Below are 25,621 nucleotides of genomic sequence, written 5' to 3'. Positions count from 1 at the left end.
CTGCTTTCGTACAAAACATCGAAAACAGTATAAAATCAAATGCTGTTGTAAAAGCCCTGAAGCGGCTTATTCAGCAAAGGGGCACTCATTTATAAAAGTTGTAAACTGGTGTTTCTAAACAAATCAAGCTTTAATTCCTGAAATTCTTTATTTCCGTGGGTCGCCTCTCCAAGAGCAAATATCTTTACATTTTCCGGTATCGCAATATCATCGATTTCCTCTGCAACTTTCAGAAATTCTTCATTATTTACCTGTGTTCCGGAGTTCATGCCCCCATAAGATATATATCTTATGAATGCCATGATTGCAGCTCCAAATAGAAACGCCACGATTATCTTTCCAATATATCGCTTTTTTGCATGATCTTTTTTCATCCGTCAACCAACTCCTCTCATCTTTTCACGCTTATAATTTCGAAAAATCTGACACCTGATATCACACACGGCTCAATATGTATATGTTCAGGATATGTGATATTTACATTTTCAAAACTTACAATTTCCACTCCACCCCGTCCTCGTCGGTCCATGTATCCGTACCGTTATAGGTAAAACGGCGTTCAATGCGATCCATATAGGTGCCGTCCGCTAATTTATATACCGTTGTCGTGTCGCCGCGGAGATTCACAAGCTCTACCACATCCGCTCCCGGATAACCCGACTCAGCTTCATCGTCTCCACCCTTTCTTGTTTCGCCCTCGCCCTGCGACCAGCAAAGCAAGAGCCCCTTATATTCTGTGTACAGAAAAGTCCCGTCATCCGTTTTCTCAGCTGTAAGCTCCATTTTCATGGAGCTTTGGTCAAAGTCATTGGTCATGTCGGCGGAGAGAATATCGCCACTCAGCGAATATGTACCGGTTCCGCCGTCCGCTCCGATATACCATGAGATATGGCCATCGCTTGTGATCTCCATGCTGCTGCCGAACTCCATAGCGCCGGGGATCGCCTCCATAGCGGTGGCATTGTCTTTTTCATCTTCCACCAGATGCCTCGGGCCAACCAGATCGTCCGCTGTCACGGCATCCGGATTATTATGCTCCTGCACCGGTGGCGCGATGGAAACGGAGGTGTCCGTCGTTTCCCTGGTAGGAGCCTCAGCGGGAAGGATTTCTTCTTCCACAGTGGAATTCGACGGCTCCGGTGTCTCCGCCGGTTCCGTGCTCGCAGGCACTTTGTCCACATCAACGTGGATCCTGCCCTTTGCATTCTGCCCTGCGACGACGATTGCGTAGGGACCGTCCACAGGAGCCTCCACGGTAAATTCCGTCACGGTTCCGTCCCCCTGATAGAGCGATGTTCCGTCCGGTGACGTAATCTTCATCTCCAGCGACCCTTTCACCGTCTCGAATAAAATTTTGAGCGTATCACCCTGCTTCAGCTCCAGGGTGTGGGTGTCCGTGCCGTTCATGATTTTGACATCCAAGTGGTATGAATCCGCGTTCTTTGCGCTGCTTCCGTCAAAGGCGGAGCTGGACGCGCACCCGGCCAGAGATAGCAGGAGAGCACAGACGGTCATAACAATAACGAAAAATTTTTGCTGTTTCATAATGGTTTCCTTTCAGGGTTCAGATTTGGTTTGATTGAACATGATCAAGTTGCTATTTCTTATCCATATTCATCCGAATCACATTAAAAAGGTTTGACAGCAATATGCACGCCAATGCGATTGCCAATGGTGTCGTGGTCTCATTTCTGTCAAAAATGCTGACGCACAGAAAGATCACACCCGCTGCGATCAAACCTAAACTTGCTATGATGAAAAGTTTATTCAATATTTTTTTCATTTCATTTTCTCCTCTTTCAAAAAATCTTACTCATGACTGCTTAGCGCATGTCCCGGTTCATCAGATCAAAGTCAATGTACTGCCCGTTCAGCTTAAAGAAGGCCGGGAAGGTACACAGCTTGCGGAAGCCGAACTTCTCATAGAGCCGGATGGCGCGGAGATTGTCGCTTCGGACCTCCAGATTGATCTGCTCAAAGCCGTTTTCCACAGCAAACGCAAGAACGGCTTCCATGAGCGCGGAGGCGGCCCCGTAGCCCCAATAGGCTTTTCGCACGCTGATCCCGAACTCGCCCCGATGGCTCATGCGCCTCGGCTTGCGGTTCAAACTGGCATCTCCGATGATTTGACCGTCCGCCCAGGCAAGATACTGCACATTGTCCTTTGAAGCGACCTGCGCGGCCAGATACTGCGTTTCCGCCTCTACATCCAGCGGTACGCCCTCCGGGCCGAAGCTGAGATTGTCCGTCTCTCCGCCGACGCATTTCAAATAGTCCAGCAGGGCGGCGGCGTCCTCCGGCCGCGCCTGCGTAATCATAAACGGTGCATTTTTCTCCATACTCACTTATATACCTCCAGGTTTGATCCGATATTTCGTTTCTATATATCCGCTTCTCCGGTAAAAACGCTTTGCGCTTTCTCCTCGATTTGGGAAAGGGCAGCCAAAACCTTTTTTATATTCTCCTCTCTTGGGAGAATGGTATGAATGTTTACCTCCGGATGCTCCGCAGCGAACGCTTTCAGGAAGTCCAACAGGTTGTCCTTCGTTTTCATGTAATCCTCGATGATCACGCTGTCGCTGAATCCGAGCTGTTTCAGCAGGATCGCGGAAACCACGCCGGTTCTGTCTTTTCCTGCGCCGCAAAAGTACAGCACATTGCTTTCCGCCTTCAAAATGACGCAAATAATCCGCTCCATCTGTCCATCTATCATCTTCAAATAAGCATCGGCAACAGACTCCGGAGATTCTGGTACGCCTCCGCCCCCGGTAACAGGCAGATGATAGTAGGTAAACCCGCTTTCCGTCTCCAGTCTGCACGGCTTTTGCGCATATTCCGTCTTTTCCCGCAGGTCAATGATTGTAGTAACGCCATTTTTTCGCAGCCAACTGACTTCTTCATCCGAAAGGTTCCCCGGATAATCGCTTCTGATATACCGCAAGGTTCCCGTAGGCAGCGCTCTCGTATTCCTCGTTGATTTCAGCAAAGAACCCATACGGCCGCCCTCCAATCCTCCTTTTTGCAAAAATTCATTGGTATCCTCCTCACAGTTTTTTTACGCACATACCGACCAGCAGTCCGACGAGCATCCCCATAGACAGGGTGATGCCGATGTACTCCGGGAAAATGGCGCCAACGGCGGCCCCGAAGCACATCCCCAGGCTCATCCCCATGGCCTCATAGTCGTTTTTCTTTTCCTGCTTCTTTTTCTTTTCTGCCCGTCCGGCGAAGAACACAGCCAAGCGATCCCGGCCACCACCAGCGGCAGCGCCGCCATCATAAAGTCACGCATAAATTTTCACTCCCTTTTTCTTTTAAGACACCACTGCGCAAAGACCGCCTGACGGCTTTGTGAGGTGTTGCCTTTACTCTACAACAAAATCTGTCCAATCAATATGGTTATACACCATCCTTTATCGCCGCCCAAGATAGCGGAATGTATGCCGCTTGTATTCCCGGTACGCCGCGCCGAATGTTTCCTCCAGATACCGTTCCTCCTGCGAAATTTGTAAATGCAGCATCACAATGGCAAACACCGTAAGCGGCACGGTCAGCAAATTGCAGTACATCAGCATCACACCGATATACATGAGGTCAAAGCCGAGAAAGGCCGGATTGCGGCTGAACTGATAGATGCCGGATGTGACCAGCTCTGTGCGATCCTGATCCGGGATGCCCGCCCTCCAGCTATCCTTCATACTGAGAACGGAAAGGAGAAAAATCAAATCACCGAGCATTCCGGTGACAAAGCCGGTAAAGCGCGCCTTTGCCGCAAGGCAGCTCCAGCCAAACGCTATGGACACAAGCTGTGCAATCACAACGCCCAGCGTAGCAATGCTCATCAGCAGTTCCACTGTGTGAATGGACTTTTCTTTCCGCTGTCCGATTTGCCGCGTCCGGATGCCGCGGCGCTTCTGCGCCAGCATCTTGGCAAAATATATGCCGTAAAACACTGCCAGCACAAAAAGGGCAGGCAGGGGATAAGAGAGAATTTCTTCCACCGGATATTCCATAATGCAACTCCTCTAATGAATTTTGTTTTAGCCATTACTTTTTTCTATTCTTCCTTGTGCAGGCCACTCGGATAAACGGTACAAGCAGCAGAAGACATACCAGAACAGAGCCGCCGAGCTGCCCGTAGGACATCCACACATTTGATTCCGGCGGGCAGGGATAAATCATTGCCACAGCCACACGGAAAATCCAAAGCACAAGCAAAAAAACATAAATATAGAACGCTTCCGGATTCTTCGCAAATACCTTTTTGCCCCACAGAATGACTGTAAGGCTTAGCCCCGACAGCAAAAATGAAAAGCACAGGTTTACATAATTGATGGGAACCACCAACGTTTCATACGGTATATATGACGCCCAGCCAAACATCCACGGCACGGTAAAGTGCCACAGCCCCACCAACAGGCTGATTGCCGCTCCAGAATAGTACATGATTTTATACTTTTTCATCGTTTTTCATCTGCCTTTCATAGCCTGTTCCCTCTCGCTTTTGTGAGCAGTCATTCGGAGCAGATAGATAAAATATACCAACAGTACGATAAATTGTACCGCGCCCAAAATAATTTCATACTGCGCGTAGCTATCCCCACTGATGAAGGAACAGAAGTCGTGCAGGGCGTGGAGCAGTACGCAGGGGAGAAGGCTGCGCCCCTCCGCGAAAATCAAGGCAAGTATCATTCCGTAGACCAGCGCGAAACAAATCTGTAGGATAGTTTCAAAAAACTCCGCGCCGCCTGCAATATTCAGAATATGGCTCAGCCCGAAAAGGACGGAGGAGATTATCATTGCCTTTATGGTGCCGTGCTTCAGCCACAAGCCGCAGATAATTCCCCGGAAGAAGATCTCCTCCGCCATCCCGATACCAAGCGTCAAAAAAAAGTTTGCTAAAATAAATGCCGCACCGCCATTAAGGTTTATTCCCGCTGCAAAATGGGAAAAGGCAATGAGCAAAAGCGGCACAAAATATAGCATTCTCTTTGCTGCACCTTTTTCTGCGCCATGAAATCCGAGTTTGGAGATCCCCTTGAATCTGATGATGTAATACGCTAATGTGATAATTACAAGTCCCCAAATAACAGCGCCCCTGATAAGCGCAGAGGGAATGCCATCTATCCCCGTGATAACAACGATTGCGCCCTGGGCGAAAAAGAACAGCAACAGCACAAGCATTGCTATAGCTGTTTTAAGGATAATTCTTTCCTGTATCATTTCGATCCTCCTGTCACGGTCATACACCGAAAATGGATTCTGTCAACGTGTTCTGTTTTCCACGAAATCAGAAACAGCCTTTTTGATTTCTTCTCCGTGCCCTGTCAGCAAATGCCCGCCGCTTTCAAAGGAAATGAACGTGCAGTTCGGGAATCTTGACACCGCTCTCTTGGTGTCGGCGTAGCTTGCCAGCTTATCGTCTTTTGCATGGAAAATCAGCGTGGGAACCTGCAAATCCTCAATCGGGTAATCCCCAAAGTTCCTTGCCATATCGGGATTGATAACGGAAGCGTCCAACACCACGCCGTCCTTTCTGTCGTTTACGGGCAGCATACTGTAAATGGTGGACGGCTCCATCCCCATAATCGGCTCAAACAAAGGGCTTAACAGGAACATAGCGTAATCATTACACAGGAACGCAGGCGGCCCGGCATATTCGGCATATTTCTCCGGCTTCTCCATAAGCGGCATGGCGGAGCAGTATAAAATCAAGCCTTTAGTACGCTCGGGATAGTCTAAGGCAAATCGGATTGCAATGCTGCCTCCGGCAGACGTCGCCAATAGATACACCTTGTCAATGCCCAGCTTGTCCAGCAGCTCCACATAGGCCGCCGCCTGCCTGGCGGGCGTTCCGTCGCCGGAAACGTCGCTTCCCAGGTATCCGAACCGTGAGGGAGCGATGATCCGATAGTCGGAGCAAAAGTCCTTACAGGTGTCATAAGACTGGTCATAGCCGCCGAAAATGCCGTGGACGGATAAAATCACCTCGCCCTTGCCCGAATCAACATAAGTCATATCGCCATAACTTAATGCTATCGTCTGGGCATTGTAGGTGGCAAGACGGCTTTTGCTCTCCTTTACCGCCATGTTGCACCGTATTCCCTGAACAATAAAATAAATTACAAGGACAAGTAAAACTCCCCCTGCTATGTAACTCCACATACGCTTGCACCTTCTCTTTGTACTCACTGATTTCATAAAAATAACCACGCCCTTCCCACAACCTGCAAACTTTGGGTCGCAGGCACAATATCTGCAAGACGAACAAGTTCGTCTGTGAAAAAAATATTTTTTACACTAAGCCTCCAGACACTTCGCCCGCTGAGCCAGCTGTTCGATCAGCCGGTTTACGATTTCCGGCTGGTCGGTGTTGGAGTTGTGTCCGGCGTCTTTGATCCATTCCAGCGGTATGCCAGAATTTTTATGCCACGCCTTGTTGTATCGAACACAAGATCCCGCCTTGTCCTGTTCGCCGCAGATGAGCAGGGCGGGGCATTGGATTTCATAGGGCAGATCCTTTTCCACCGCCTCGGCCAGGATCCGGAAACCGTGGCCAGAAAGCTTTGCGTAGCGCTCCTGGTCGCCGTCATACACCAGCATCATGTCCCGCATCAGGTTCCTTCCGTATTCCGACAGGGCGACGCCCTTTGTCCCGGACTTTAAGAGGGCCTTCCACGGATAGTGGCGGTAGACCGGCTCCATTCTTTTCAGCAGCCAAAGCTCCGCCTTTGTCATATACTTTCGTTGCAGCGGCGCGGAGTCGATGGACACAAAGCCCTTCAGCTTTTCGGGGTGAGTTTGCGCATACGCCTGTCCCACATAGCCGCCCATAGACTGCCCTACGATAACGGGTTTTGTGATCCCTTCCTGTTCCAGAATTCCGTCCAGCCACCTTGCCTTGTCCATCAAATCGAAGGCAAAGGCAAAGGGCCAGGAGGCGGCGTGGCCGGGGGCGTCCCACACAAGGACATTGTATTTCCCCTCAAAATACACGATTTGTTTGTCAAACAACCGGTGATCCGCTGTCAGACCGGGCAGGAACACCAACGTTATTGCGTCCGGTGAAATCAGATGCACCCAATAATGGATTTTGCCCAATGGTGTCGTATATGTTCTCTCGTTCATACTTCCTCACTCTCCCTTTTTGCACCAATCCTTTTCTCCCAAGGAGAGGGCATAGGGCTGCGCCCAATCCTCGGTGTCGTAGAAGGTGGCGGTCAATTCCCGCTGGTCATAGACGCAGCTCCAGCAGGTCTTCTCCCCGCCGTTCTCGCCGGGGAAGTTGCTCTGCGCCACAGCCGCCAGCGAGGTGCGGACTTCCTCGGCGGTCATCACGCCCTTTGCCGCATCCCGCCGCTGGGTGAGAGTGTTAAAACGCACATAGGACTGGCCGCTGCCGGAGGTGCCGTCGTCCCCGTGGAGATAGAAGTTGGTCACCACTGGGGTGTCGGTCACTACAATCTCGCCGTTTTTCCATTCCACCGCCACGCTCCGCCCGGCAGCGTCGGAGAGGGAGAAGTGCTGGGCGCGGCCCAGGGAAAAGTGCATATCATACTGCGAAAGCAATTCCAACGCTTCCGCTACATTCGCCGCCTTGTCCAGCAGCAGCCGCAGACCGGAGACAATGGTAATGTCGGGCTTATCGGTATTCTGGTCGACACCCTCCTCGTGGCTCACCATGAGATCAGCCACGCACAGGCCCTTTTCGTTCATGCCGTCCAGGATAGCGTAGACGGAAGCCAGTGCCATGAACTTATCGCCCATGCTTCCATCGGGCTTCCAGTCCTCCCCAAAGCCCAGGAAGTCCAAATTGCAGGTGGCGATGGACTCATAGCCATTCTTGGGGATGGTATGTACCAGCATTTTGTCACATTCTTCCCAGTCGAAGTTGCGGCCAAAGAGGGCCGCACCGTCGGGACTTGTCACCGCGACGGTGGAGCAGCCGTAGTTTCCCCCAGCGGTGGAGGTGTCCGGCTTCCAGAAGCCGTGAGAGAGGAATGAGGCGATGTAGTCTCCCATCTCGGCGTCGCTTTTTGCCCCGCCCTGCTCCAGAAAGACATCGAAGCCATAGTCTCCCTTATATTCCATACTCCACAGATGATCATCCAGCTTCTCGATGGTCATGGCCGCCGTGAGCTGGGTGCCGAACATGGTCCACGCTCCCGCAAGGGCTGCAATCAGCACAGCCGCAATAACAAGAAGCGCGATTATCGCCTTTCCAAGTCTTTCCGAGGAAGACGAGTCCGCTTCGTTCGATTTACAAAGCTCTTTTTCCGAAACGATCATTTTCATATACTCCTTCCTTGCCCATCGGGGCGCATTTATCATTTTATTCTGTACCTGCTTATATCGTAAGTCATTGTCGTGTAAACGAGAATTTATCTTACCCTTGCCATATAGTAATCCAATTGGTTCATCAAACTCCAGAATTGTTCTGCTTCATCCACGGATAGTGTTCTATACTCCATTTTCATATCCTCGCAAATTTTGATTCTCCGGTGAGCCACTCGTCTCTTGAAATTGCAAACACACCGGCTTTTCATTGCCCTCATCCGAAAACGCATCGACATCCCAATTTTTCTATCCATAAGCCGCTTTCCGCCCTCATGCACTTTCACTCCTCAGAGCCGTATTTTTCAAACCGGCACTGCTCTATTACCTCGTCCCCGAGCAGCGTGATGGCCTTTTGGGGGCAGCGGCTGATACAGCGGTAACACATGGTACACCGGTCTTCCGCGGTGGCTTTCCCGTCTCGCAGGGAGAGATTTTTCGTGGGGCATAAAGAGACGCACAGCCCGCAGCCCACGCATTTTTCGCTGATTTTCAGCTTGTCTGTGTATCCCGCCGTCTTGCCGTAAAACCACAGCCGCTGTCCAAAAAGTCCCTTCAGGTGGGAAAAGAAGGACAGCCCGTCCTGGGGGTAGTTTCCTTGCTTGATCTGCCGTGCGGCAACTTCTATCTTTTGGTCGGCCTGACGGACGATCTCCCGGTTTTCCTCTGGCGTTTTCTTCAGCAGTTTGCTGTCGCAGACGGAATCCGGCATTTTGATCTGCAAACCGCCGAGTATTGTCGCCCCGCGTTTTCTTAAAATTCGAGCCGTACATCCTGTTCCATCACCGCTGAAAAGCCCCATCGTATTGACGCAAAAGACCTTTTTCCCATTCCATAGAGAAGAATGATTTTTAATAAAATCACGCACTATGATAGGGGCATTGGAAAACTGCGTCGGGTAGCCCAGCACAATGATGTCATGCTTTGTCAATATTTGAATCATCTCTGTATGTTCTAACGGAAAACTCTGAGCAGACGCGTCCAACAGTTTGACTAACTTTTCGACACAATGTTTTGTATTTCCAGTTCCGCTAAAATAGATTCCAATCATGAACGCATCTCCTTCCTTAAATGGGAAATTGCTTTTTTACAGTGCGGTTACCCAAAAACATACTGCTGAAATTGCATAAAGTGGTGTCATAATAAACGTTTCCTTTCTACTCCACAGCTTATTCACAATCATTTTTCCTTTGATTTTGACAATCTATTTCTTCTGTTTTCCATCATTTTCTGACTGTTTTCGATTTTCGTTTTTCTTTTTTCTTTTAGCTTTTCCTTTGCCTTAAAAATGGCTTCAATTAACATCCGATTTGCTATCTGTCCCATATTGTCACCTCCCGTACAAAACATCAAAGCTATTTCTCCAATCTCATCCGACAAACAGAAAGCCCTGTTCGTTCTCTATCCCAGCACCGCCACAATCAGGGCGCACAGCAAGCAGGGAACGAGACCAAGCGCCATGCCGATCACCGAGCGCACTACATGATACTTCTTCTGGTGATACGCCTTGTCCATGTGCTCCGTTCCCGGCAAACGGATGCGCTTGACGTTGGCAAACAGCACCCAGTCCAGGAAAAAGCAGTCGTACCAGTCCACCAGCAGCCATAGACCGTATGCGTACAGGAAGCCGGTCTTGAAATCCGTCGCTCCTGCCGCAAGCGCCAATGCCGTCAGAATGGATAAAGCCAGCAACACTGCAAAGCCCTTTTTCAAGAACACCGGGGCACTGAGCACCTCGGTGGGAATGCGCTCATGGGTTTCAAAATATTTCTCCTGAATGTCCTTGGGGTAATCGTGGATCCACCAAACCGGATTTTTGCACAGCGGGATCATGATCATGCAGGTGAACAGGATCAGCGCCCCAACACATTCCATTCCATAAATCGTCCAATTCACTGTTTTGTACCTCCTATAATGCGTTCCAATATAACAATGCAATATATCTTTTCATTTTCTCTGCACAATGCCTATATTTGCTTTTACACATTCCGTAATTTTCTGTCATTCATCTGTTCACTGGTGATGGTTTGTACGATCAACTTACTTCATCCCATAAATTTCAATAAAATGTGACAGATGCACACCTATCTGCGTCCACATTTCGTCCGTCCTGTCAGGCTCCCGGTCTGCAATCTCTATCATCACTGTTACCGGTGCTACGATTTCCAGCGCAAGCAGATTGGCATCAAACCTGCGAATCAAATTCTTTTCCATCATTTTTTCTAACATCAGAGCATACATTTCCTGATTTCCGGTCAGCTGGTGCTTTGATGTAAGTGCCGCAATCTTTTCATTTCTATACTGCTCCTTTGTACAAAATCTTCTGACCTTTTGTATCTGCGGATCCTTCATTGTGAATCCAACTCGTCTCAGACAATCTTCCTTGAATTCATCCAGTGATTCCGGAATCTTATCCAAATGAGAGCTATTTCCGAAATTCTCGTCATATTTATGTTCCATCATGGCAATCAGGGAATCGAGAATATCTTCCTTTCCCTTATAATGTGCGTATATGGATGGACCTTTTATTCCCACAGCTTCTGCAACTAAATCAATGGATGTCTGGTCATATCCCTTTTCAGAAAACAAATCAAGCGCTGCGAAAAGAATTCTGTCCTTTGTTTTTATCTTTTTCATTTCGTTTCTCCAATCTTTGTATTCCTAATAGTCGTTAGGGATATTATACCTAATATCCGTTAGGAAATCAATATGTCATGAAAACGAATCACAGCAATCTTTCATCCTTGTTGTTCAATATGAACGATACGAGAAAAAGGCATCCAGCAAAACTGCCAGATGCCCCTTTCGAATCGTGTTTCTTCATATTAAATTGTAATCTCATTAAATAGTAATCTCAATCCCACCCCGGAAGACTACCGTGCTGCCTTTCTCATCAATGCGGATGTGATCCGCCAAACCGCCCCGCAGTTCTCAGCGAAACTCTGTCTGTTCTCCTGTCAAATCTTCCAGCTTAGTGATGAAGTTCGTGAGTATCTCCTTCGTGTCATTCTTTTCCTGGATGAGTGCCTCCAGTTCCTGAAATCGGCTGTGCTTTTCAGCATACAAGGTGCGGAGTTTCTTTTCTTTCTCTGCCTGCTCCGTCTGATCCAGGGCTACACTTGCATTCTTCTGGATGAGGTTCGAAAGGTTCTCTGCGATAATTCTCAGTTCCTGTTTCAGGCGTTCCTGCTCTGCGCCAAGGGAGTTCATCTGACAGACCGTTTCAATCAATTCCTGCAAATTCTCTATGTTTTCCTCTTTCGCATCAACCAAGGCATTCAGTGCCTTGAGGAACAGCTTCTTGATTTCTACCTCGCTCAAATACGGTGTGTTGCAGGGCGGGGTGTCTTTGCCGTACTTCCGATTGCAGCGGTAGATGACCTTCCGGTACTTGTCGGTGGAATGCCACACCTTAGAACCGTACCATCCACCACAGCACCCACACTTGATTTTGTTTGAGAAAATGCTCACTCCGCTGTACCGACCGTTCTGCTCCCGGCGGGCAAGTTCTGCCTGCACAAAATCAAACTGGGCAGGGGGAATGATAGCTTCATGGTGTTCCTCCACATAATACTGGGGGATTTCGCCGTTGTTAGTCTTTCTCTTCTTCTGCAGGAAGTCCGTGGTGTACTGCTTCTGCAGGAGCGCATCCCCACGGTACTTCTCGTTGGTAAGGATCGATTTCACCGTGCTGATGTGCCATCTGTCCTTGCCGGACGGTGACTTGATACCCCGGCTTTCCAGTTCCTTTGTGATAGCGTAGAAGGAAAGCCGATAAACCAGCCGAACCGTGGCTGCCTGTTCCTCGTTTATCTTGAAATCCTTGTCGTACCCAAGAAACCAGCTGAAGGCAACGCTGCCCTTGCCATCAGCAAACTGCTTTCGCTTGCCCCAGGTGGTATTCTCAGAAATGCTCCGGCTTTCCTCCTGTGCCAGGGAACTCATGATGGTTATCATCAACTCGCCCTTGGCATCCAGCGTCCAGATGTTCTCCTTCTCGAAATAGACCTCAATGCCTTTATCCTTCAGCTTACGGATGGTGGTCAGGCTGTCCACCGTGTTTCGTGCAAATCGGCTGACCGACTTGGTAATGATAAGGTCAATCTTTCCGTCAAGGGCATCGTCCACCATCTGATTGAATCCGTCACGCTTTTTGGTGTTCGTGGCGGTGATACCCTCATCCGAATACATCCCCACAAACTCCCAATCCTCATGACCTTCAATGTAGGTCTTGTAGTAGGTCATCTGCGCCTCGTAGCTGGTTGCCTGTTCCTCACGATCCGTGGATACTCGTGCATATCCGGCTACCTTCTTTTTCCTTCTGACTGCCACCGGCTCCGATGTGAACTGGTTGAGGGTAGCATGTATTTTTCTTACTTTCTTTGCCATGTCTTTACCGTCCCATCCTTATATTCAAAACCTACCTGGGTGTCAGAAATGATCACCCGGTCAATGTCTGCGGATACTTTCGCCTGGAAGTTCTCTCCGAGAAGGCTTTCTGCCGCCTCAAACAGTTCGCTCTCCGTCAGGCGTTTCATTTGGCACTGTGTCCTCGGCTGGGAACAGCACCAAATCTTTGTTTTCTTTTTCCCATAATTGTCCCTTTCGCATTTACATCCGCATGACGCGCACCAGACCTTATTGGTGAAAGCATTCTGGCCCCGGCGGCCGCTAAACTGCCGGATGATGGATTTCCTGTTCCCATTCAGCAGGGAAAACTCAATACGGTCGGAATATAGAGTCACTTGCTGTATCTCTTTTGAGAAAGCACTATCATAAAAGTAGCCGCCGAGCACTGTCTCCGCAGCCGGTGTGAGTTCCGTCTCCCAAATCGGTCGGCACTCGCATTGCTTCATTCCTTTCCGTTCTCTGGTGTTGCAGACCCACCGCTTTCTTCCTCCGCTGGTTCTCCGGCTAACACCGCATCCGCAGTATCCACACTTCACTTTGCCGGAGAAAGGTGTAAGGTTGTCCTGATTGTTCGGAAACTGCTCCGCTCTCTGCTGCCGGATTTCCAATGCCTTCTGGTAATCTTCCTCCGAGACCAAAGGCTCGAACATCTCATCCACCAGGTACATGGGAAGTTCACCTTTGTTCCTTCTGCGGATGTGACCTTCGGTGAAGAAGTTCTTCTGAAGGACCATCGTTCCAGTGTAGGACTGGCTTGAAAGTATCTCCTTGATGGTTGTCTGCTCGATCGGCATTCCCATCTGCCCGGTCACGCCTCGCTCTGCAAGGGTCTTTGCAATGCCATAGGCTGATTCCCCGGCAAGGTACCTTCTGTAGATTTCCTTCACCACCTCGCCCTGTTCGGGGATGATGCGGAACATCTCTCCGTCCCATTCATATCCGTAGGATGCTTTGTGGCCGTTTGGGATACCTTGCTCAAACCGCTTTCTGGTAGCCCATTTGATATTCTCTGAAATGCTCCGGCTTTCTTCCTGTGCAAAGGATGCAAGCAGCGTAAGCATCAATTCTCCGTCTTCTGAAAGGGAGTTGATCTTCTCCCGTTCAAAGTAAACCGCTATTCCCAGGTCTTTCAGATGCCTGGTCGTGTTCAGGCAATCAACCGTGTCCCTGGCAAATCGGCTGATGCTCTTAACCAGCACCATGTCAATTTTTCCTGCATCGCAGTCTGCCACCAGGCGATTGAAACCATCACTGTGTGCTGTACTCGTTCCGGTAATACCCTGGTCAACATAGACCCCTGCGTATTCCCATTCGGGGTTATTCTGAATGAGGGTGCTGTAGTAGCTGACCTGCGCTGACAGGGAATGCAGCAGCACCTCACAATCCTCGGAGACACGGGCATACGCAGCAACTCGCATCTTACGCTTGAGCTGCGTCACACCCGGTGTGATTTGTCTGATTCTTGGCATGAAACCGCCTCCTTTCACAGTGACATATTCCCGTAATAACCGCACTGTATCAAGTCTATATTGGAGAATAATGTGCCGAATATCGGACGGTATTTTTCTTGCATCCTCCGCAGCATCCGCACTTGATTCTGTTGGATAAAATACTCACGCCACTATACCGACCATTCTAAAGCACTGGCTTTTCCATAAACTCGTTACCAAATGAAAACAAATATAATGAATAGTAAGCAACAAATTAATAAACCTAACCACCCGAAATCTCGCTGTTTTTCTATCTCCATGGTTTTCTTTTTCATTTGTCTTTTTGTTTTTTCAAGTTGACAGGCAGCATCTCTTCTTTCCATTTTCATCAGTAATTCCAATGAACACATCCGCTTTTCTGCTTCCTGTTGCTTTTTCAGTGCCTCTTCAACAGCCTCCACAGAAGACTGTACTACCATTTTCTCCAGTTTAGATTTCCGGTCCTGTACGTCTCTTATTTTTTCTTCGAACTGCTCTTGCTCTTTCCTGCTCAGCAGCCCGTTCCTGTTCCGCAGATCGTCGTTGCTTCTCTGCAGCGACAGATTGATATTCTGCGTTCTGGACAATTCGGTTTGCAGTTTCTGATTTTCCTCGGTTAGCTTCTGAAGCTCGTCTTGTAGCTCCTGATTTTCGGATGAGATCTTCTGAAGATTTTCTCGAAGCTCCCGCATCCGTTCCAGATCTTTTCTCGAATTATGCAATTTTTTCCCGTTTTCATAGCTCACAGAATTTGTAACCAAGTGACAGTGGATATGGTCTTTATCCTTATGGACACTGACCACCGTCTGGAAACCAGAAAACCATTTCTCCGCAAATGCAATGCCAAATTCCAATGCCTGTTCCGGTGTAATCTTTTCATCCTTATGCCAGGAAATCACATTATGGGCATACATCCTTCCCGAATCCTTTCCCCACAATCGTTTTTCTTCCAGAAATGACTGGTACACCAGATCATAATTCACTTCTTCGTAAGGATATGGACCGATGATATGGACAAGATGCTGATCTGTTTTTCCTTCCCGGAGGACATATTCAATACAGTTTCTCATTGCCCCATGGGAATTTGTCCGCTTATTAATTGTCTTATTGATCGCCATATCTTTTCACACTCCTTCCGATATCCTGATATATTTTCGTTGAGACTGTTAAAAACATCTGCTCTGGGATAAAAACCTCCTGCATTCATATGATGCGCAATCTGGTTGAGATTGGTTGTAGCACCTCGAAGCTGCCGGTTTGTTTCTTCCAGTCTCTGATTTAATACTTTCAATTCTTCCATAACCTCTGATGATACTATCTCCACATTTTCAATCGCAGCAAGTACCACTGCCTGCTGTGTCTGTCCAGATTCTTTCATCTTCTGTCGGAGCAGGGTATATTCTTTGTCATTCATCCGTATCGTAACGGTATGGTTTCTTTTTTGTACTGTCAGTCGGTTCTCCTGTTACTGACATTTTGTAATTAGCTAAAAACTGTCTGCAAAATCCAATGCCGCATCCATATCTGCCTCCTGTTCCCAGTCCAGCGTATTATCTGTAGCCTCATTATCTGGTTTCTCCATCGTCGTTGCCATATTCGGCAAATTATTATCTCCTACCGATTCCTTCACAAACGGTACAAGCATTTCCAGAAGATTCTTCGCCATAGCCATCGGGGCGGATTCCTTCACACCATCCCGGATAGCTGTTTCCACTCTTTCCAGAAACGCATCTTCCTTTTCTCTGGTTTCCAGATACGGATCAGCTTCCTTTCGATATATTCTGGAGAAGTAATCATTCAAAGCCACCACAACCGCTCTGGTATAGGACTTATACTTCTGCCTGTCCATTGTCTGCAAATATTCCCATGCCTGTCTGTCCTGTTCATCACAGAGGTTCAAGCGAATATTTGTATTAATGATTTTCCGTTCTTTTCTCATACAAGCACCCCTCCGTTTTTCTGAATTTTTCTTGCTGTCATGGCTTCATAGCCTTTGGCTGTAGCACAAATATCACGCACGATGGTCACTCGGTCTTTATCATAGTCACCAAAGTTCTGAATCATGCAGCCGCCTCCACCGACCACATACAGACGCATCAGTTTCGGGTTGTATTCCCGTTCTCTCAACTTATGGAAAATCTCTTTTGTATACTCTCCGGCAGCTTTACGAATCACAGAGAGATATTTTTCTCCAATATCGGCAGTTCCTGTACGGATCACCTGCTCAATCACCAGATCATAGCTTCTTCACACTCCATTTCGTAATCATATATTGCGTCACCATCGTCTGACGTTAACTTTCTCCCAAAAATTGGAAAAAGTCTTTCTCTATAATACCTAATGCACATTACTTTTCCTATTCTTCTGTGCCCACCCTTTGAGTAACTTTTCAATCAAGTCTGCCTGTTGAGCCGGCGTATAATCTGCCGGGAAATACTTTCCGATCCGCTCAAGTGGGATTTTGATTTGTTCCCTCTGGTTCGGCTTGATTTCCTCCAAAATTTCGTAAATCATATCCATATCAAGACATTTTTGTTGGCTCATCCGCTTTAACCGGTTCGCCTGCGAAATGTTTGGGACACACTGTTCCAGTTCCATCACAGCATGAAGTTCATACTGTTCTGCTTCCGTCAGGAAGGAAATTTCCACCGCTGAACGAATTGCAAGCAGCTCCCGGTCAACCATATCCAAAATCTTTGGAATCAATTTTGTCAGACGGATATATCTTTTAATCTGTGTCACACTTTCCCCCACCATCCGGGCAAGCTGTTCATTGCTGCGATTGTTTTCCATATACTTCGGTCCCAATGGGTCCGAAGTCATATCATCTACTCTGCCTTGATGTTTCATTGCTTCTAGTCGCATCTTATAGGCAAATGCCTTTTCACTCGGCAGAATTTTTTCTCTTTGGAGATTACTGTCTACCATCGCAATGATTGACTGGTCATCGTCCAAATCACGGATAATGGCTGGCACTTCTTCCATACCTGCCCATATGGCTGCCGCCTTTCTTCTGTGTCCTGCGATAATTTCATAACCGTCACCATCCGTATTATGGCGGATTAACAGCGGAACCAAAACCCCTTCCTTTTCCATGCTTTGGCGTAATTCAAACAATTCCTGATTTTGCTCCACCTTAAAAGGATGGTCTTTAAAATCATGAAGTTCTGAAACCTTTACCAGAACAATACCTGCACCCGACTCGTAATCCTTTGATGAACACATTACTCTTTTCTTTGTCATCTCAATTATCCTCCATTTAATCTGAATAAAAGAAAAGGACTCTTACCTCTCAGAAATTCTGAAAAACAAGCGTCCTTTTGACTGTTTTAACGATATTCAAATAAAAATGAAATTTTCTTTTTCATGTGTCCACTCATACCAGATGCAGAACTACCGATACCTCGATTCCGTCCATAATCTGCTTTTTTCGTCCCTGTTTACCTGTAGGTGCGAAACTCATATATCTCGCAAAGTGCCTAAAACAAAGGACTTCTACGAATTCACCCGATGTAGACAACATACCGTCTCCACATGAACAGTTTCGCAGAACTGATCTACGCTGCATGCCTTTTCAAGTTCGTATCCTGCTGCGAGGAATGCAGGAAGATCGCGTGCGAGGCTGGTGGCTTTGCAGGAGATGTAGACGATGTGGTCTACGCCGTAGGAGAGAATCTTCGGCAGAGCCTTTGGATGGATACCGTCTCTTGGTGGGTCGAGGATGATTACATCTGGTTTCTCGGTGAGGTCATCGAGGACTTTGAGGACGTCTCCGGCTATGAATTTGCAGTTGGTTAAGTTGTTCAGCGCTGCATTCTGTTTGGCTGATTCCACTGCTTCTTCTACAATTTCCACACCGATCACTTCATCTGCTACGGATGCTGCGAGCTGAGCAATAGTTCCGGTTCCACTGTAGAGGTCAAAGACTACTTTATCTTTAGTGTCTCCGATATACTTGCGGACTACGGAATAGAGCACTTCTGCTGCCAGTGAGTTAGGCTGGAAGAATGAGAATGTGCTGATCTTGAATCGCAGTCCCAGAAGAGTTTCATAGAAGTAATCCTGTCCGTAAAGAATGCGGGTTTCATCGCTCTGTACCACATCAGAAAGAGAGTCGTTAATGATGTGCATGATTCCGACGATTTTTCCCTCAAGCGGAAGTGCCAGAAGTTCTTCTTTCAGTGGCTGCAGGTCATGTTCTTCCTGACTGGTAGTGATCACATGTACCAGGATTTCTCCTGTGGTTACGCCACGGCGGAGAAGCAGGTGTCGCAGATAGCCTGTGTGCTGCATCTTTTTATAATAGGAAACATTTCGTTTCAGGAAAAATTCATGGACGCAGGTCAGGATTTTTGTCATATCTTCATGTACAAGTTTGCAGTCATTTGCGGTAAGTACGTCATAGGTGCTGCCTTTCTTATGCAGGCCAAGTGTGAGCGGACCATCTTTGTATGCATCTCCAAAGGAGAATTCCATTTTGTTGCGGTATCTGAATTCGATCGGGCTTCCGTGGATTCCTTCCCACTGGTAGTCTGCACCGTTTAATGCGCCTTCCAACAGGTCACGGACCTGGCGCTCTTTCATTGCAAGCTGGTTCTTATAGGACATAGTCTGATACATACACCCCCCGCATTCCGGGAAAATGCTGCAGACTGTTTCTCTTGTTTCAAGCGGAGATTTCTCCAGAACTTCCAGAAGCCGTCCCTCTGCGCGGCCGGAGCGTTTCTTGTTGATCATGAAACGGACTTTCTGTCCCGGCATGCCGTTCTTTACTGTGACTTTCTGGTCGTTTACCATTACGATTCCTTTATTTGGAAAATCTACTTTTTCAATTACTCCTTCGTAAATTTCACCTTTTTTCATATATCCTCCTGTATTTCTCTCTATTTTCAAAAGTTCGATACAAGCTGTATCATTTACTTAAAATTCTCAATATAAATAAGCATAAGCGGATGAAACAAAGCATCCTCTTCACGGCCTGATTTAATTCAATTTGCTTTCGCAAAAATAGCCCCGGGTATAGGCCGGAGCTATTCGTTCATTTTCATAATTACGCTTTTCATACGGATAAAACTCCGCTGTCTGTTTATAACAGAACCGGTAATTATTCTTCTTCGTCTTCGAAATAGTCATCGAAGTCGTCGTCAAAATCCTCTTCGAAATCTTCCAGATAATCTGGTGCAAAGAAGTGATATACAGCAAATGCGATACCTGCTACTGCTGCAACTGCGCCAATGATTGCCAGTACCCAGAGGACTGTATTTTTTTCTTTCTCTTCTTCTTTTTTGTTTAATGCTGCTAATAATTCTTCGATTTTAATGTTCATAATCGCACCATCCTCTCAATAGTCTGCCAGCTGACGCTACCGTTATAGATAGAATAGCTGTTAACACTTTTGCCGTCTGCTGTTTAATGAAATTATTATACCACTTTCTCTGTGATTTTACCATAAATATCTAAATTAAATTTGTTTTTGGATTTGCTTCTATACTTTTAAGGATTTTTTCTTTATAATAATACTCATATAAAGCCAGAAGTTTCTGCTATAGCATATTTGAAAAGGGCTTTCCGCAAAGTGGGGCGTGCAGATTGCAGGAATGATTTTTCAAACACGCTTTAAGATTCGAATCGAACAGCAGATAACAATATTCCATTATCCACAGAAAGAAAGGTACAGAATTTTATGGTAGATACACTTTTATTTGATCTTGATAATACACTGCTTGATTTCAACCAGGCAGAAAAGATTGCAGTCAGTAAGACTCTGAAACATTTTCATATTGTCCCGGAAGATGCAATTTTGAAGCGTTACAGCGAATTGAATCTGGCGCAGTGGAAGCTGCTGGAACAGGGAAAGATTTCCAGAGAACAGGTGAAATTGCGGAGATTTCAAATCCTGTTTACAGAACTTGGGACTGATGCTCCGGCTGAGGAAGCAGCTCTGATGTATGAAACGCTGCTTGCACACGGACACTATTTTATAAACGGTGCAGAAGAGCTACTTGAAACACTTTATGGAAAATACCAGATGTATCTGGTTACGAACGGTACCTTGAGTGTGCAGAAAGGCAGACTCAAAAGCTCCGGGATTTCCACATATTTCGAGGATGTTTTTATCTCGGAGGAACTTGGATATAATAAGCCAAGTGTGGAATATTTCAACTGCTGCTTCTCGAAAATCCCGGATTTTCATAGAGAAACTGCTGTTATCATCGGTGACAGTCTGACCTCGGATATTCAGGGTGGGATCAATGCTGGGATCCGCACAATCTGGTTTAATCCTAACCATGAAAAAGCTTCAGATGTTATTCCTGATTATAAGTTTGATAAACTTCTGGAATTGCCTGGACTCTTATCCAACCTTTAAATGCTACTATTATATAGAATGCTATATAACACTGCCTAATGCTATTAGGCAGGTACAATAACGAAGATATTTCAAAAAACTCTGGTCATCCTGAAATTTTTTCAGACTGCCAGAGTTTTTTCTTAATTTTCGCTGTACTAGAGCGTGTTTGAAAAAGGCTTTCTGCAAGATATGCGTCACAATTTGTGGGAGATTTTGTTCGGATGAGGCGTCGTAGCGTGCTACGACAACCGAATTCAGGCAAAATATACCGCAATCAGCACGCTCTAGTTAATTTATGAAGCTATATCCAACTGCTGAATCGTAATTTTATCTGTCAGAGACAGATACATCTCTTCTCCTGTCCGGAGATTCGTCCAGCCAACATGTTCATTTCCACAGATATAACCATTCAGATCATTGACATGCACATCCTTTATTTCTAATGCTACTTCTCCTTTATCATTATACAGGGAGCAACTTCCTGAATAATCCGATTCTATATCCTCCTCTTCATCCATATTCCAATCTTCGTCCGTATCTGCGTCCTGATCCGGATTTCCCAGCACTGCCGTTACATCTTCAATACCCATTGCTTCCAGCAGACGACTTTTTGCCTGATAAAGTTTCTGGTATCTTTCTGTCTTTTTCTGATTAATTGCTTCTGTTCTGGCACTGCACTTTTCTGCCATGATCCAGGTATCGTATGATTCCATTTCTGTAAGATCTTCCACCAGCAGACTTTGGTTTTTCAATGCCTGCAGACGTTCATCTAATATCTCTTTTACAATCGTATATCCTTCTTCCGCTTCAATCTTATCGAACATCTGACCAATATTTCCATATGTTCTGGACAGAATATATATGTGAAGTTCGAAAAAGTTTTAAGATTTTTAAAATTTTTTCAAATTATTTTTTCTGTTCTTCTTTTTTGAAATTTTTTCTGAAAAACACAAAAAGTCTGCTTGCAGGATTCTCTGCCTGCGGCTGGACGCTTCAGTGACATAAAAAATGCTCCAGATAGAATTTTCCTTCCATCTGAAGCATTTTTTACTTTATTCCGTTTTCTGTTTTGTTATCATTTTTATTTATACTTATCTTTCAGGTAAGCATCCTTATCAAATTCCCCGAACTGGTTCTTGCTTGTATGTTTGATCTGATACATTGCAAAATCAGAATATGTCTTAAGTTCCTGATAAATTCTGCTGTCATCCGGATACCAGGCAATTCCGGCAGACATTCGGATCGGAAGTTCTGTATGATCCGGGAGGTGAATAGAAACCTTTCTGATTCCCTCCTTCAAATTTCGGATGCATTCCCTGATCTCGTCTTTGTTCTGATATCCATAAAAGAAGATGTTGAATTCATCACCGGAACGTCTGCAGATCATCGTAGATTCCGGAGTATATTTCCCGAAACATTCTGCAGCAGTCCTGATGTATTTGTCTCCATAATCATGACCATATGTATCGTTTACATGCTTCAGTTCATCCAGGTCGATCATGACCAATGCAGCTGTCTTTAACACTGTCTTTTCATGATCAAACATTTCTGTCATGATCCGGTTGAATGCCCTGCGATTGAGAAGCCCTGTCAGCAAATCGTGATCCCGCTCATATTCAATGTTTTCTTTCTCAATGGCCGTATCAGTAATATCCTCTACCATTCCAATACACCTTACATCATTATATTTCAGAGTTATCCTGATATATTTCCATGTTTCTGTGTTGTCATCTTCTGTAACTTTCAGACTTTCCTGACTGATATCACTGCCAGTTTTACTGAAATCATCAACCTTAATATATGTATTTGTATCCTGTTCTCCAGACTCAGTATCTGCTTTCGAAACTTCCACGGTTGTATTTTTGACTGGAATTTTATACAGTATCTCATCCTCTCTGCCTGCCGAATGCTGCTTATATTTATCCAGTGAATCCAGGATATCCCTGAATTCTTTTTCCGTCAGGGAAGTCACACTCTGTTGTTCAAGTCCCAGCATATCAAAGAAACTGCCTGTAATAAACACACTGTCTTCTTCACTGTTTATCTCAAAAACTGCCAGATGCAGATTCGCCGCATTCACAATATACGAAAATCTCTCTGCCGCATACAACGTTTCTCTGTTGAGGTGTTCCAGCTCCGATGCCATCAGGTCAATTTCGCGGATTCCTGTCCTGGAGAATTCTATCCTGCTGAACGGCTTCATCTTTCGCACACTCTTTGTCAGTGCAGTTACTGGTCTGGAAATATACAGACTGATCAGAATACCGCCCACAATACCTGCGATCAGTGTTGCAAGAGTTCCACGAATCAGTGTTTTCTCTACTGTACTGGAGAAACGGAAGAGATTCTTTCCCCTTACGATTCCTGTTAATACCCAGCGTTGCTGCTCGAACGGTGTATTGGTATTGTATAAAGTCAGATATTCTACATCGCAATAGATATCTTCATCCATATCATTCTGTATGAGCTGTCTGTTCTTCTCTGTATAAATTTCTGTAACTTTCTTATCTCCATTGACCATGCTGTAATCAGCTCCGCTGATCAGAACATTTGTAATCTCTGTATCGCTGTCCTTCTCAATTCCAAGAAGATAAGAACCTGCGTCTTTGTCTTTCAGTTCTTCTGACGGAAGCATATCTTCCAGATAACTCAGTGACAGTTCAACTCCAAGTACACCATAAACAGTTCCATCTTCCAGTATCAGCGGTACAGAATAGGAAATCACTTCCTGATCATTGGCAAAAAGCTGATAAGGTTCGCTCCAGTATCCCATGTCAGAAGCTTCCAGTTCTGTTCTCTCGTCCATGCCAAGCGCTGCCTGATACGGCTCATACAGGTATGCTCCGTACTGCTGCATATCCTCAAATGCGAACTGCGGTTTCCATCCACTGTCCAGACTGACATTCATGTTCTTGACGATTTCTGTTGGTGCATATTCCAGCAGGAGGTCCGTATTCCTGTCCGAATAACTGGATTTCGGGTCATAATCCCGGACATAGATTCCGGGCTTGTTTTTGTATATTCCTTTTTCTGAAAGTTCCTCCAGATTGTCTGTATTGACGGCAATAAATGCACCGGTGACCTTATTGCTTCGCAGCATATTCAGCAGAGGATCTGAAACAACATCCAGAAGCGCAAAGCAATCCTTTGAGCTGTCATCCAGAGTATCTATGGAGATCCGTCCGGACTGCAGCAGATCTTCTGTGATCTGATTGATCTTGATGACCGTGCTGTCTACTTTTGACCATCTGGTAAGCATTTCATTCTGCAGGTATCTCTGTCTGTTTAAAACTCTCTCATGAAGAACTTCTATCTCATTGTTTTCCATGTACCGGATCAGGCCGCCGCCGAAAACAGAACCTGCCAGCAGTGAAATTTCCACTAAGATCAGCACCAGCATAGGAACTAACAATTTCAGATATAAAGGTCTGTTTTTTGTTTTCATTTAATTAGCTTCTCCAAGGCTTCTTTTGTCTCCTGGTACCATTTCTCAAAGTATTCATCACCTGTAAATTCTGCGGATGCCTGTTCCAATGTCTGTCCTTTCTGCAAATTCTCTACAACAGTTTTTCTGTCTTCTGCAGCTTTATCAGACATGGAATATTCCAGAATACTTCTTGCATTTTTACCATTTTCAAAGGCTTTCGTTGTATATAAAGTGTTATGATTCACTGTATCGATCGCAGCTTTCACAATGGAAAAAGTACGGTCTGTTTCATTCAGTGATGTGTCCTTTTCAATTGTTTCCAGATTATTGGCTTCTTTTGTAACAGGCATATATCCGGAATCCAGGGAAAACTGAATGTTTCGTTCATCCTGAGTAAACCATTTGAGGAATTCTACGGATGCTTCTATCTGTTCTTCCGGCTCATCTTCTGTCTTCGTGACCACCATTCCTGCACCCTGCTGCACGGCATAGTGCTCACCGCCTTCAAATTCCGGGCATTCCATTGCTTCCATCTCGATCGGATAACGCTCCGTGTCATCGACAGTTACCTGATCCGGCAGGAATGTAGCTCCTGAGGATGCTCCTGTAAATGCAATGATATTGCCAGTCTTGATATCGTCACTTCGGAATTTACCCGATGCTGCGAAATAGCCCTTTACAAATGGAACATAATAGTTATCCCAGATCTTTCGGATCACATCTTTGTCAAAATTCAGCTTTGCTTTTCCATCTTCTACAGAAAAAATCTCTGTACCAAGCTGTCGGGCGCCTATGAGGAAATAATTTGCCATGGCGTCTCTGCCGAAAAATGCTTTTCCGTCGTTGGCTTCGGGCGTCTGACTGTCTGTCCATTCATAGTAATCCTGAGCAGTTTTTGTCAGGCCCTCAATTGTTTTCAGATCATTGATGTCTGCACCTGTTGCTTCTGCAAATTTATCCCAGTCGGTCTTGTTCAGCATGAAAATCTCTGTAGATTTTGCCACCGGGAAGATCTTGATGCTTCCATCGCCGGAAAGTTCACCCTCTTCTATGTAGCTGTTTACAAATTTATCAATTTCTTCCTGAGACAGGTATGGCTTCAGATCTGCAACATAACCCAGCTTATCTACTGCATAGACAGTGTCTACATAAGCGGCGAAAATGTTTGGAAACTCATTTGCTCCGACTTTATGATTTACGGTATCGAGTACACTCTGCTCCAGATCATAGACTGTTCCGAGACTGTGGCTCTCTACCAGGATTCCTTTTTCGTTTCCTACTGTATCATTAAATTCACTGACCAGCTTGTCAAAAGCTTTGAGCTGCTGGCCATTGTAATAATTCCATACGGTTACAAGAGTTGGTTCATCATGACTGGAATCTGAAACAGATGCCAGTTCACTACTCATGCCGCATCCGCTTAACAGCAAAACTGCGCTCAAACCTGCACATAATAATTTCTTTCGATAGTTCTTCATATTTCTTATACTTTCTCCATTGTGCTGATATTGCTCTGTCAGACATCCAAAATCATCTATATTCCCTCAACTATACAACAACAATATCCACCTGATTCCTACTTTACTACAATTATAAAAAATATTCTACCTGAAATCTAAACATAAACGTCCA

General features: G+C 46.0%; 30 protein-coding genes and 2 pseudogenes. 3 read left to right on the top strand and 29 right to left on the bottom strand.

Translation table 11 applies throughout. The annotated features are described in order from the left end of the window. Nucleotides 1-89: 89 nt before the first annotated feature. From ACTNES_RS00800 to ACTNES_RS00680, 25 genes are all read right to left on the bottom strand, one after another. On the bottom strand, nt 90-374 hold the full coding sequence (locus ACTNES_RS00800) for a hypothetical protein (protein ID WP_441038276.1): 285 nt from the start codon (nt 372-374) through the stop codon (nt 90-92). Between the two features lie 118 nt (nt 375-492). Beyond that, nucleotides 493-1,545, bottom strand: a complete 1,053-nt coding sequence (locus tag ACTNES_RS00795) for a hypothetical protein (RefSeq protein WP_441038275.1) — start codon at nt 1,543-1,545, stop codon at nt 493-495. A gap of 52 nt (nt 1,546-1,597) precedes the next feature. Then, nucleotides 1,598-1,783 (bottom strand): hypothetical protein, encoded by a 186-nt coding sequence (locus ACTNES_RS00790; protein ID WP_441036637.1) that lies wholly within the window; start codon nt 1,781-1,783, stop codon nt 1,598-1,600. Between the two features lie 40 nt (nt 1,784-1,823). Beyond that, nucleotides 1,824-2,339, bottom strand: a complete 516-nt coding sequence (locus ACTNES_RS00785; RefSeq protein ID WP_427819996.1) for a GNAT family N-acetyltransferase — start codon at nt 2,337-2,339, stop codon at nt 1,824-1,826. Nucleotides 2,340-2,380: 41 nt separating this feature from the next. After that, complete coding sequence (locus ACTNES_RS00780; protein ID WP_441038274.1) at nt 2,381-3,025, bottom strand: tyrosine-protein phosphatase; 645 nt, start codon at nt 3,023-3,025, stop codon at nt 2,381-2,383. Between the two features lie 19 nt (nt 3,026-3,044). Continuing rightward, complete coding sequence (locus ACTNES_RS00775; protein ID WP_441038273.1) at nt 3,045-3,242, bottom strand: hypothetical protein; 198 nt, start codon at nt 3,240-3,242, stop codon at nt 3,045-3,047. Between the two features lie 171 nt (nt 3,243-3,413). After that, complete coding sequence (locus ACTNES_RS00770) at nt 3,414-4,013, bottom strand: methyltransferase family protein (RefSeq protein ID WP_441038272.1); 600 nt, start codon at nt 4,011-4,013, stop codon at nt 3,414-3,416. A 34-nt stretch (nt 4,014-4,047) separates the two neighbouring features. After that, entirely contained in the window at nt 4,048-4,464 is a 417-nt protein-coding gene (locus ACTNES_RS00765; protein WP_441038271.1) for a hypothetical protein, read from the bottom strand. A 6-nt stretch (nt 4,465-4,470) separates the two neighbouring features. Beyond that, entirely contained in the window at nt 4,471-5,223 is a 753-nt protein-coding gene (locus ACTNES_RS00760; protein ID WP_441038270.1) for a lysostaphin resistance A-like protein, read from the bottom strand. A 42-nt stretch (nt 5,224-5,265) separates the two neighbouring features. After that, nucleotides 5,266-6,090: an alpha/beta fold hydrolase gene (locus tag ACTNES_RS00755; RefSeq protein WP_441038269.1), complete on the bottom strand. Its 825-nt coding sequence runs from the start codon at nt 6,088-6,090 to the stop codon at nt 5,266-5,268. Nucleotides 6,091-6,300: 210 nt separating this feature from the next. Further along, nucleotides 6,301-7,128, bottom strand: a complete 828-nt coding sequence (locus ACTNES_RS00750; protein ID WP_441038268.1) for an alpha/beta fold hydrolase — start codon at nt 7,126-7,128, stop codon at nt 6,301-6,303. A 6-nt stretch (nt 7,129-7,134) separates the two neighbouring features. Next, a complete protein-coding gene (locus tag ACTNES_RS00745; protein WP_441038267.1) occupies nt 7,135-8,295 on the bottom strand; it encodes a linear amide C-N hydrolase in 1,161 nt (386 codons plus the stop codon). A 322-nt stretch (nt 8,296-8,617) separates the two neighbouring features. Beyond that, nucleotides 8,618-9,385: an EFR1 family ferrodoxin gene (locus ACTNES_RS00740; protein ID WP_441038266.1), complete on the bottom strand. Its 768-nt coding sequence runs from the start codon at nt 9,383-9,385 to the stop codon at nt 8,618-8,620. A gap of 128 nt (nt 9,386-9,513) precedes the next feature. Then, nucleotides 9,514-9,660: a hypothetical protein gene (locus ACTNES_RS00735; RefSeq protein ID WP_441033182.1), complete on the bottom strand. Its 147-nt coding sequence runs from the start codon at nt 9,658-9,660 to the stop codon at nt 9,514-9,516. 75 nt (nt 9,661-9,735) lie between these two features. Further along, nucleotides 9,736-10,230, bottom strand: a complete 495-nt coding sequence (locus ACTNES_RS00730) for a hypothetical protein (RefSeq protein ID WP_441038265.1) — start codon at nt 10,228-10,230, stop codon at nt 9,736-9,738. A gap of 144 nt (nt 10,231-10,374) precedes the next feature. Next, nucleotides 10,375-10,971: a TetR/AcrR family transcriptional regulator gene (locus ACTNES_RS00725; protein ID WP_441038264.1), complete on the bottom strand. Its 597-nt coding sequence runs from the start codon at nt 10,969-10,971 to the stop codon at nt 10,375-10,377. 294 nt (nt 10,972-11,265) lie between these two features. Beyond that, on the bottom strand, nt 11,266-12,723 hold the full coding sequence (locus ACTNES_RS00720; protein WP_441038263.1) for a recombinase family protein: 1,458 nt from the start codon (nt 12,721-12,723) through the stop codon (nt 11,266-11,268). Continuing rightward, nucleotides 12,708-14,213 carry a recombinase family protein gene (locus tag ACTNES_RS00715; RefSeq protein WP_441038262.1) on the bottom strand — a complete coding sequence of 502 codons (1,506 nt, stop codon included), beginning with the start codon at nt 14,211-14,213 and terminating at the stop codon, nt 12,708-12,710. The genes ACTNES_RS00720 and ACTNES_RS00715 overlap by 16 nt, the downstream gene beginning before the upstream one ends. Nucleotides 14,214-14,407: 194 nt before the next feature. Beyond that, entirely contained in the window at nt 14,408-15,331 is a 924-nt protein-coding gene (locus tag ACTNES_RS00710; protein WP_441038261.1) for a relaxase/mobilization nuclease domain-containing protein, read from the bottom strand. After that, complete coding sequence (locus ACTNES_RS00705; protein WP_441038281.1) at nt 15,280-15,666, bottom strand: plasmid mobilization protein; 387 nt, start codon at nt 15,664-15,666, stop codon at nt 15,280-15,282. Before ACTNES_RS00705 ends, ACTNES_RS00710 begins: the two co-directional genes overlap by 52 nt. A 33-nt stretch (nt 15,667-15,699) precedes the next feature. Beyond that, nucleotides 15,700-16,152, bottom strand: a complete 453-nt coding sequence (locus tag ACTNES_RS00700) for a hypothetical protein (protein ID WP_441038260.1) — start codon at nt 16,150-16,152, stop codon at nt 15,700-15,702. Next, entirely contained in the window at nt 16,149-16,445 is a 297-nt protein-coding gene (locus ACTNES_RS00695; protein ID WP_441038259.1) for a hypothetical protein, read from the bottom strand. The genes ACTNES_RS00700 and ACTNES_RS00695 overlap by 4 nt, the downstream gene beginning before the upstream one ends. Before the next feature lie 105 nt (nt 16,446-16,550). After that, complete coding sequence (locus tag ACTNES_RS00690; protein ID WP_291805706.1) at nt 16,551-17,456, bottom strand: ParB/RepB/Spo0J family partition protein; 906 nt, start codon at nt 17,454-17,456, stop codon at nt 16,551-16,553. Between the two features lie 252 nt (nt 17,457-17,708). Further along, complete coding sequence (rlmD, locus tag ACTNES_RS00685; RefSeq protein ID WP_441038258.1) at nt 17,709-19,076, bottom strand: 23S rRNA (uracil(1939)-C(5))-methyltransferase RlmD; 1,368 nt, start codon at nt 19,074-19,076, stop codon at nt 17,709-17,711. Nucleotides 19,077-19,317: 241 nt separating this feature from the next. Next, nucleotides 19,318-19,539: a hypothetical protein gene (locus tag ACTNES_RS00680; RefSeq protein ID WP_117674416.1), complete on the bottom strand. Its 222-nt coding sequence runs from the start codon at nt 19,537-19,539 to the stop codon at nt 19,318-19,320. 250 nt (nt 19,540-19,789) lie between these two features. On the opposite strand from ACTNES_RS00680, the pseudogene ACTNES_RS00675 reads away from it, so the two are divergent. Further along, a pseudogene (locus tag ACTNES_RS00675) lies at nt 19,790-19,903 on the top strand (DUF6783 domain-containing protein); the annotation flags it as partial. Further along, nucleotides 19,897-20,580, top strand: a complete 684-nt coding sequence (locus tag ACTNES_RS00670) for a YjjG family noncanonical pyrimidine nucleotidase (RefSeq protein WP_291817052.1) — start codon at nt 19,897-19,899, stop codon at nt 20,578-20,580. The pseudogene ACTNES_RS00675 and the gene ACTNES_RS00670, both read left to right, overlap by 7 nt. Before the next feature lie 85 nt (nt 20,581-20,665). On the opposite strand, the pseudogene ACTNES_RS00665 reads toward ACTNES_RS00670, so the two are convergent. Beyond that, nucleotides 20,666-20,746: pseudogene (locus ACTNES_RS00665) on the bottom strand (hypothetical protein); the annotation flags it as partial. Here ACTNES_RS00665 and ACTNES_RS00660 point away from each other — a divergent pair. After that, the gene (locus tag ACTNES_RS00660) at nt 20,729-20,797 is read left to right on the top strand and encodes a DUF6783 domain-containing protein (protein ID WP_320813490.1); all 69 of its coding nucleotides are present in this window, start codon (nt 20,729-20,731) and stop codon (nt 20,795-20,797) included. The pseudogene ACTNES_RS00665 and the gene ACTNES_RS00660 sit on opposite strands and share 18 nt — an antisense overlap. Before the next feature lie 58 nt (nt 20,798-20,855). Here the strand turns inward: ACTNES_RS00660 and ACTNES_RS00655 are convergent, their stop codons facing one another. From ACTNES_RS00655 to ACTNES_RS00645, 3 genes are all read right to left on the bottom strand, one after another. Then, a complete protein-coding gene (locus ACTNES_RS00655) occupies nt 20,856-21,386 on the bottom strand; it encodes a hypothetical protein (RefSeq protein ID WP_441038257.1) in 531 nt (176 codons plus the stop codon). Nucleotides 21,387-21,643: 257 nt separating this feature from the next. After that, the gene (locus ACTNES_RS00650) at nt 21,644-24,007 is read right to left on the bottom strand and encodes a sensor domain-containing diguanylate cyclase (protein WP_441038256.1); all 2,364 of its coding nucleotides are present in this window, start codon (nt 24,005-24,007) and stop codon (nt 21,644-21,646) included. Continuing rightward, entirely contained in the window at nt 24,004-25,467 is a 1,464-nt protein-coding gene (locus ACTNES_RS00645; protein ID WP_441038255.1) for an extracellular solute-binding protein, read from the bottom strand. The genes ACTNES_RS00650 and ACTNES_RS00645 overlap by 4 nt, the downstream gene beginning before the upstream one ends. Nucleotides 25,468-25,621 lie beyond the last annotated feature (154 nt).

It is taken from the genome of Blautia sp. HCP3S3_D9 (assembly GCF_052063845.1).
Classification (GTDB): domain Bacteria; phylum Bacillota; class Clostridia; order Lachnospirales; family Lachnospiraceae; genus Blautia_A.
This window is presented reverse-complemented; position numbering and strand designations above follow the sequence as displayed.

Excerpts from the sequence above, each read along its gene's own strand:
- ACTNES_RS00800 (WP_441038276.1), bottom strand. The coding sequence starts at position 374 with ATGAAAAAAGATCATGCAAAAAAGCGATATATTGGAAAGATAATCGTG.
- ACTNES_RS00795 (WP_441038275.1), bottom strand. The coding sequence starts at position 1,545 with ATGAAACAGCAAAAATTTTTCGTTATTGTTATGACCGTCTGTGCTCTC.
- ACTNES_RS00790 (WP_441036637.1), bottom strand. The coding sequence starts at position 1,783 with ATGAAAAAAATATTGAATAAACTTTTCATCATAGCAAGTTTAGGTTTG.
- ACTNES_RS00785 (WP_427819996.1), bottom strand. The coding sequence starts at position 2,339 with ATGGAGAAAAATGCACCGTTTATGATTACGCAGGCGCGGCCGGAGGAC.
- ACTNES_RS00770 (WP_441038272.1), bottom strand. The coding sequence starts at position 4,013 with ATGGAATATCCGGTGGAAGAAATTCTCTCTTATCCCCTGCCTGCCCTT.
- ACTNES_RS00765 (WP_441038271.1), bottom strand. The coding sequence starts at position 4,464 with ATGAAAAAGTATAAAATCATGTACTATTCTGGAGCGGCAATCAGCCTG.
- ACTNES_RS00760 (WP_441038270.1), bottom strand. The coding sequence starts at position 5,223 with ATGATACAGGAAAGAATTATCCTTAAAACAGCTATAGCAATGCTTGTG.
- ACTNES_RS00755 (WP_441038269.1), bottom strand. The coding sequence starts at position 6,090 with ATGGCGGTAAAGGAGAGCAAAAGCCGTCTTGCCACCTACAATGCCCAG.
- ACTNES_RS00750 (WP_441038268.1), bottom strand. The coding sequence starts at position 7,128 with ATGAACGAGAGAACATATACGACACCATTGGGCAAAATCCATTATTGG.
- ACTNES_RS00745 (WP_441038267.1), bottom strand. The coding sequence starts at position 8,295 with ATGAAAATGATCGTTTCGGAAAAAGAGCTTTGTAAATCGAACGAAGCG.
- ACTNES_RS00740 (WP_441038266.1), bottom strand. The coding sequence starts at position 9,385 with ATGATTGGAATCTATTTTAGCGGAACTGGAAATACAAAACATTGTGTC.
- ACTNES_RS00735 (WP_441033182.1), bottom strand. The coding sequence starts at position 9,660 with ATGGGACAGATAGCAAATCGGATGTTAATTGAAGCCATTTTTAAGGCA.
- ACTNES_RS00725 (WP_441038264.1), bottom strand. The coding sequence starts at position 10,971 with ATGAAAAAGATAAAAACAAAGGACAGAATTCTTTTCGCAGCGCTTGAT.
- ACTNES_RS00720 (WP_441038263.1), bottom strand. The coding sequence starts at position 12,723 with ATGGCAAAGAAAGTAAGAAAAATACATGCTACCCTCAACCAGTTCACA.
- ACTNES_RS00715 (WP_441038262.1), bottom strand. The coding sequence starts at position 14,213 with ATGCCAAGAATCAGACAAATCACACCGGGTGTGACGCAGCTCAAGCGT.
- ACTNES_RS00710 (WP_441038261.1), bottom strand. The coding sequence starts at position 15,331 with ATGGCGATCAATAAGACAATTAATAAGCGGACAAATTCCCATGGGGCA.
- ACTNES_RS00700 (WP_441038260.1), bottom strand. The coding sequence starts at position 16,152 with ATGAGAAAAGAACGGAAAATCATTAATACAAATATTCGCTTGAACCTC.
- ACTNES_RS00690 (WP_291805706.1), bottom strand. The coding sequence starts at position 17,456 with ATGACAAAGAAAAGAGTAATGTGTTCATCAAAGGATTACGAGTCGGGT.
- rlmD (WP_441038258.1), bottom strand. The coding sequence starts at position 19,076 with ATGAAAAAAGGTGAAATTTACGAAGGAGTAATTGAAAAAGTAGATTTT.
- ACTNES_RS00680 (WP_117674416.1), bottom strand. The coding sequence starts at position 19,539 with ATGAACATTAAAATCGAAGAATTATTAGCAGCATTAAACAAAAAAGAA.
- ACTNES_RS00670 (WP_291817052.1), top strand. The coding sequence starts at position 19,897 with ATGGTAGATACACTTTTATTTGATCTTGATAATACACTGCTTGATTTC.
- ACTNES_RS00655 (WP_441038257.1), bottom strand. The coding sequence starts at position 21,386 with ATGTTCGATAAGATTGAAGCGGAAGAAGGATATACGATTGTAAAAGAG.
- ACTNES_RS00650 (WP_441038256.1), bottom strand. The coding sequence starts at position 24,007 with ATGAAAACAAAAAACAGACCTTTATATCTGAAATTGTTAGTTCCTATG.
- ACTNES_RS00645 (WP_441038255.1), bottom strand. The coding sequence starts at position 25,467 with ATGAAGAACTATCGAAAGAAATTATTATGTGCAGGTTTGAGCGCAGTT.